Raw genomic sequence first — 6,442 nt, 5'->3', positions numbered from 1 at the left:
GGGCTGTACCATGCCCTTGATAGAACGCCATCATTTACGAGGTCGTAGTCCATGATGTGTATGTTACTAGAATCGGTCTGGGCCGTAACGGTGATTCCGGAAGCGTTATGAATGTTGAATCCCCGAATTTTATCCTCACCGGCAAAACGGCTAAATAGCTCGTGACCGGTGCTCTCTGTAAGGAGGGCGGCTCCTTGCACCACGCACCTGCGCGGAGTTGATACTGTACGGTCATCCAGGTCAGTAAGAGTGAACACGAAATATATTTGATTCACTCCTGAGGTTGGAACAGAATAGGGATATTGAAATGTGATATTGGTCCCTGATATAAGCGTATCGAGCATGGTTTGTGTTGCCGTATTATTAAAATTCTGGGTAATGCGCAGGCGCTTTAAGCCAGACTCGGCCCTGGCATTGATCGTGAATTCAAACAATTGCCCGGGCTGCCTTGTGAACTGTGTATCTCTGGGGGTTATGAACAACAGTGGTCCCTCATTCTCTTTTTTACAGCCCATAAAGGAGAGCACCAAGCTGATGCTTACCAAAACAAGGATAATAATTCTCTGCATGACGTGGGTTATTTGGGAATCGAAAGTAGTCTAAAAACAAAAACACCCGCCACAGTGGCGGGTGTTTTTATCAAGAGTGTTTTGTTCGTGGTTACCGCGTTTTAATGCGGTAAGCTTTTGCACGAACTGTAAGGGTTTCCTGACGTCCGAGGAACATCTGGTCAATGGTTGTTTCGTAAGACACGGGCAGCACGAAGTCTGCATCGGGCTTAGACATAAGCGCATCGTACAATGCGTTGTTCCAGCCACGGGTTGCAGGCACTCCCTGTCCGCTTCCAAGGCCGCTGTTGGCCAGAATTCCCGCGGTGTAACGACGTCCACCGTAAGGAATAATAAGGAAGTAAGACTGGGTTGTTTTGCCGATTACGTCGCCAATGTACTCCAGGTCATCCATGTTAAAGTTGACCGTGGTAAGAATTGGACTTACCGGAGTTGCTTTCTGCCGAACTGTACAGGATGTAGCCACCAGCACAATCAGAGAGAGCAACGTCAATATTCTGAGGTTTTTCATTAGTCTCTGGTTTTAAATGAGGTTAACATCCTGAATTATCGGGTAAAGTAGAACTGAAAAGTGAGTCGTACGTTTTGGTTGGTGTCCATGTTGAAGTTACGACGGCTCAGGTCGCTGAACAACAAACCGGGTTGAGAATCATCCGTGAAGTATTCTACTGAGTATGAGTTCAGGTTGTCAGCGTTACGAACATCACGCTCTTCGGTAACCTTGGTTCTTCCACCGAGCAGCCACTTCATAGAGAGGCCGTACTCGATACCCACTGAGATGGGAAGTTGAGCGATGAAGGTGTTCCAACCAACAACCCAACCAAGACCAATTACAGTAGAATTGGTTTGCTCTGTGAAGAGATCACGGGTGATGATGTCATTGAGGTTTCCATCAATGTTGTTGTACTCCATCTCCATGGTGTTGCGCATTTTGTTGAAGCCAACCAAAAGGTCCGCACCGGTGTACACATCAAAAATATTTGAGTTAGAGAAGTGGTGCTCAAAACCGATTGCAAGGACATAAGAACGGTCCTGGTTGATAACAGCCAGATTTGAGATGTCTCCTTCACCCAGTGTAACACCAAAAGGCTCACTCTCAAAAGTATCTCCGCTCAAACGGTCGTTGTTAGCATACAGACGCACACCTGCACGAAGTACAAAGTTGTCGGTGTGGTAGTACTTAAAGGTGAGAAGATCACCTGATCCGAGCATGTTACCATCGAACAATCCGGCTTGTGTTCCGTCGTTGGCGTTGAGGCCTACCAATGGAATCACAAAGTTCAGAGCAGCATCACCCGCCACAGGACGAGCACCCAATTTGGCCACGATGGCCTCATTTTCGCGGGTTGACAAACCCTGGGCCATTACAGAGCTGGCGCCAAGGGCAAGCATTGAAATCACAAGCAATGTCTTTTTCATAACATTTAGTTTTTGGTTTGTTTTCTTGTTGTTTGATTCTTGAGTTAGTTACCAATATTGGAAAGTCTCCTTTCCACCATCAGGCAAATTTATTTGAATTCGCGGGCAAAGATATTCTCATTTTTATGGGTTTTTCACACTTTACTGTTCATATCACTGTTTTTTTCCACAATATCACACAGCATTTCTTAAAATATAGGTTACCATACTGTTACCATTCTTACAATGCTATGCATTTCTATCCTTAAGCATAGGAACAAACCTGAACTCTCCGAAACGCTCCTCGGAAAAGCTCCCATCTTGATTGCGCGTGATCCGCAACATTTCCTGCACATCCCCCTCACCCACCGGTATAACCAGCCGACCACCGGGCTTTAATTGGTCAAGCAGAGCGTCGGGCACAAAGGGGGCACCGCAAGTAACCAGAATAGCGTCAAAAGGCGCAAATGCAGGTAGTCCTTTGTATCCATCGCCGTAAAAGGTGCGAGGAGTGTAACCTAACTTTCGGAGCAAAAGCCTGGATTTATCATATAGCTCTTTTTGTCTTTCTACCGAAAACACCTTCACACCCATTTCACACAATACTGCGCATTGATAGCCCGAACCTGTACCAATCTCCAACACTTTCTGACGGGGTTGGAGGTTCAGCAGAGACGTCTGAAAAGCAACTGTAAAAGGCTGTGAGATAGTCTGGCCGGCACCAATGGGAAACGCTGTGTCATCATAGGCAAAATGCAGAAAAGCCTTATCCATGTATGCATGGCGAGGAACGCGCATCATGGCCCCCAATACCTTTTCGTCCTTCACGCCTTTCTCGCGAAGTGTATCAAGCAGGCGTCTGCGCATTCCTTGATGTCGGAAACTGTCTTCCATAGCGCCGGCAAAGTTGAAAAAAAGCTCCTTTAAAAAAAACGGTGTTGAAAAAACTGTGTGCTCCTGAGCATTTGCCCCCCACACAGACCTACCTTTGTCTGGAAACACCCCCGACGTATGCTTAAAATTGGAGTATTGGGTGCCGGGCACCTCGGACAGATTCATATCAAACTGATTCAACAAATTGGAGATTACGAATTGGTGGGGTTTTACGATCCGGACCCGGCAAAGGTTGCAGAAGTTACCGAAAAATTTGGAGTACCTGCCTTTGACAGCATAGAAAACCTCATTGATGAAGTGGAAGTGGTTGACGTGGTAACCCCCACGCTTTCGCACTATGACTGCGCTTCGCAAGCGCTGCGTAAATCGCGTCATGTTTTCATCGAAAAACCTGTTACCAACACCATTGAGGAAGCACGGGCACTGATGAACCTGGCCCATGAAGCAAACGTAAAGGTTCAGGTAGGGCATGTTGAGCGCTTCAATCCTGCATTTATGCAGTCAAAAGCCCATATTCAGCAACCCATGTTTATTGAAACGCACCGTTTGGCGCAATTCAACCCAAGAGGAACGGATGTATCAGTGGTGCTGGATCTTATGATTCACGATCTGGACATCGTCCTCAGCGTAGTTCGATCTAACGTACGAAGAATAAGCGCCAGTGGAGTTGCAGTGCTGAGTTCTACCCCCGACATATGCAATGCGCGGTTGGAGTTTGACAACGGCTGTGTAGCAAATATCACGGCGAGCCGCATTTCCATGAAGAACATGCGTAAGTCGCGGTTTTTTCAAAAGGACGCGTACATAGCTGTTGACTTCCTTGAAAAGCAAGCTGAAATCATTCAGATGCGGGATGTGGAAGGTGAGCCCGACCCTTTCGGAATGACCCTTGAAGTGGAACCGGGCCAACCTTTGAAAGAGATCACTTTCAATAAACCTGAGATTGAAGCCCACAATGCCATCCAACTGGAGCTCTCAACCTTTGCGGAGAGCATCCTGAAAGACACCACACCCCTTGTAACCATTGATGACGGATTTAAAGCGCTTGATGTAGCACACAAAATTCTTGAGAAACTAAAACTCAAGACAAGTTAACAACCGTTTTCCCGACTGGAAAATAAATCCGACTCCACTCCGTTTCAAGTGGCAAGAGGTGCGCTGCTTTGGCCCGTCTCAAATCTATTAACCATTGCCAAACGACTATATTTGCCGGCCAAAACGGAGATATGGTATGATAAGGTTAGCACATATATGGGTCATCTTAACCGCAATGGCACTCTCCAGCTGCGATAAAACTACTGAGCCCGCCTACCTCCACATCGAATCTGTTGAGCTGGAGGTTGAATCCGACTTTTCGCAGGGTACCAACGCCCACGGAATTCGCGATGCATGGGTGTACCTCAACGACCGATTGGTGGGTATCTACGAACTTCCCTCAACGGTTCCTATCATCTCGGAGGGAGATCAAAAAATCACTATTCTCGGAGGTGTACTCAAAAACGGTATTCAAACCGCGCGCATAACCTATCCCTTTTATCAGCAATACATTACCAACCTGAATCTCAAACCGGGAGCTACCATTGACTTTTCCGAAAGCTCGGGAACAACCACCCAGAAAAACGGACATACTGTACCGGTGCTTCGCTATTTTGAATCGGGTTTGGTTTTTTGGAATGAGCGATTTGAGGAAGCAGGCGTGCAATTTGAAGCCACGGCCGAAAGTCAGGCCAATATGTCGATCACCCAAAACCCCTCTCAGGTATTTGAATATGAGCCGAGTAATCAGTCTACAGGTTCCGGCATCGTAGTGCTGGAGGGCAATAACCGCTACTTTGAAGTGCGGTCTACGCACTCCTTTCCCCAAATTGCTCCGGGAACAGAGATCTATCTTGAGCTCAATTATCTTACAGCATGCACCTTGCAGGTTGGCGTTTATCAAAACACACCTTTTGAAACCAAAGTTTACGGAAAGGGAATCCGGCCCAACAGCCAATGGTCTAAAATTTACATTGACCTCACGCCTGAAGTTCGCGGGTCAACAAACGGAACCAGCTTCAGTATTTTCATAGAGGGCATACTCGACAGTGGTCAGAACTTTGGCGAAGTGTTTATTGACAATGTGAAACTTGTGTACCCCGGATGAACAACCGCAAGCAGGTTCTGAAATACATCCTTGCCGATTACGTGACAGCTTTGGTGGCGTGGGTTTTGTTCTTTTCATACCGGAAAATTTACCTCGACCCCATCAAGCACGGCCAGCAAACAGAATTTGATTTTGATCAGAACCTGTACCTGGGCATCATTACCATTCCCGTTTTCTGGCTGGTGCTGTACGCCATTTTTGGTGCGTACAACAATGTGTACAGAAAACACCGCCTTAAAGAGCTGGGGCAAACCCTGCTCATGACAGTCATCGGTGTACTGATTATTTTTTTCACCCTATTACTCGACGACGAAATTGCCGCCTATACCTATTATTACTATAGCCTGTCAGTACTTTTCGTGATCCACTTCGGCCTTACTTTCACGTTTCGCTACATATTAACATCCAGTACTGTAAAGCGGATTCACCGCCGCGAAATCGGTTTCAATACCATCATGGCTGGCTGTAATCAGTTGGCTATTGACACCCTCGAAGAGCTTAACAGCATCCGTAACTATCCCGGTTTTAAGATTATTGGCTTTGTAAGCACCAATGGTGGCAAGGAGTTTATCCAGAAGCAACAGTTGCGTTACCTGGGGCATTTCAACCGAATCAGAGAGATTGTAGAGGAACACAGTGTAGAGGAAATCATTGTTGCACTGGATTCTTCGGAGCATCAAAACATCACAAAGATTATCAACGCGTTGGATGATTGCAATGTCAAGATCCACATCATACCCGATATGTACGATATTCTTGCCGGATCCGTAAAAATGACAAGCATATTTGGCACTCCATTGATTCAGGTCAATGCCGAAATCATGCCCGCATGGCAGTTCTCCATTAAGCGAATTATGGATATTGTACTTAGTATGATGGCTCTTCTAGTGCTGGCCCCGGTTTACCTGCTATTGGCGGTTTTAATCAAACTCTCATCTCCGGGTCCGGTTTTTTTCAAACAAGAGCGTATCGGCCTTCATGGTCAACCTTTCAACATTTACAAGTTTCGTTCGATGTATATTGATGCCGAGCGAGATGGTCCGCAATTATCGAGTACCAGTGACCCAAGAATAACCCGCATAGGCCGTTTCCTGAGAAAAACTCGCATGGACGAATTGCCTCAGTTCTTCAATGTGCTGAAAGGCGACATGAGTTTGGTTGGACCGAGGCCCGAACGTCAGTACTATATTGACAAAATCATGGAGCGCGCTCCCCATTATAAACACCTGCACAAAGTGCGCCCGGGAATCACTTCCTGGGGTCAGGTAAAGTATGGATACGCCGAAAATGTTGATCAAATGGTTCAGCGCCTCAAGTACGACGTGCTGTACATCGAAAACATGTCATTGTCGCTCGATATCAAAATCCTGGCATATACAGTGCTCATCATTCTGAAAGGCTCCGGTAAGTAATGCCGTTTGGGAAGGCCACCGCTAGT

7 protein-coding genes are annotated in these 6,442 nt (G+C 46.6%); 3 read left to right on the top strand and 4 right to left on the bottom strand.

Translation table 11 applies throughout. The features are described from left to right. The 4 genes from EA392_01140 to EA392_01125 form a co-directional block, all read right to left on the bottom strand. On the bottom strand, nucleotides 1-569 hold a 569-nt coding region (locus tag EA392_01140), incomplete at its 3' end, for a hypothetical protein (GenBank protein ID TVR41767.1). Between the two features lie 91 nt (nucleotides 570-660). Further along, the gene (locus EA392_01135) at nucleotides 661-963 is read right to left on the bottom strand and encodes a hypothetical protein (GenBank protein ID TVR41766.1); all 303 of its coding nucleotides are present in this window, start codon (nucleotides 961-963) and stop codon (nucleotides 661-663) included. A gap of 152 nt (nucleotides 964-1,115) precedes the next feature. Beyond that, nucleotides 1,116-1,961 carry a hypothetical protein gene (locus EA392_01130; protein TVR41765.1) on the bottom strand — a complete coding sequence of 282 codons (846 nt, stop codon included), beginning with the start codon at nucleotides 1,959-1,961 and terminating at the stop codon, nucleotides 1,116-1,118. 255 nt (nucleotides 1,962-2,216) lie between these two features. Further along, entirely contained in the window at nucleotides 2,217-2,861 is a 645-nt protein-coding gene (locus EA392_01125) for a protein-L-isoaspartate(D-aspartate) O-methyltransferase (protein ID TVR41768.1), read from the bottom strand. 117 nt (nucleotides 2,862-2,978) lie between these two features. On the opposite strand from EA392_01125, the gene EA392_01120 reads away from it, so the two are divergent. The 3 genes from EA392_01120 (at nucleotide 2,979) to EA392_01110 (ending at nucleotide 6,416) form a co-directional block, all read left to right on the top strand. Next, entirely contained in the window at nucleotides 2,979-3,956 is a 978-nt protein-coding gene (locus tag EA392_01120; GenBank protein TVR41764.1) for a gfo/Idh/MocA family oxidoreductase, read from the top strand. Nucleotides 3,957-4,131: 175 nt separating this feature from the next. After that, nucleotides 4,132-5,004 (top strand): hypothetical protein, encoded by an 873-nt coding sequence (locus EA392_01115; GenBank protein TVR41763.1) that lies wholly within the window; start codon nucleotides 4,132-4,134, stop codon nucleotides 5,002-5,004. Then, entirely contained in the window at nucleotides 5,001-6,416 is a 1,416-nt protein-coding gene (locus EA392_01110) for a sugar transferase (protein ID TVR41762.1), read from the top strand. Before EA392_01115 ends, EA392_01110 begins: the two co-directional genes overlap by 4 nt. Nucleotides 6,417-6,442: the final 26 nt, after the last annotated feature.

The organism is Cryomorphaceae bacterium (genome assembly GCA_007695365.1).
GTDB lineage: Bacteria > Bacteroidota > Bacteroidia > Flavobacteriales_D > SKUL01 > SKUL01.
Note: the sequence above shows the minus strand (reverse complement) of the source record. Positions and strands in the feature narration are given on the sequence as shown.

Coding starts and splice junctions, on each gene's coding strand:
- EA392_01115 (TVR41763.1), top strand. CDS start 4,132: ATGGCACTCTCCAGCTGCGATAAAACTACTGAGCCCGCCTACCTCCAC.
- EA392_01135 (TVR41766.1), bottom strand. CDS start 963: ATGGATGACCTGGAGTACATTGGCGACGTAATCGGCAAAACAACCCAG.
- EA392_01120 (TVR41764.1), top strand. CDS start 2,979: ATGCTTAAAATTGGAGTATTGGGTGCCGGGCACCTCGGACAGATTCAT.
- EA392_01125 (TVR41768.1), bottom strand. CDS start 2,861: ATGGAAGACAGTTTCCGACATCAAGGAATGCGCAGACGCCTGCTTGAT.
- EA392_01110 (TVR41762.1), top strand. CDS start 5,001: ATGAACAACCGCAAGCAGGTTCTGAAATACATCCTTGCCGATTACGTG.
- EA392_01130 (TVR41765.1), bottom strand. CDS start 1,961: ATGCTTGCCCTTGGCGCCAGCTCTGTAATGGCCCAGGGTTTGTCAACC.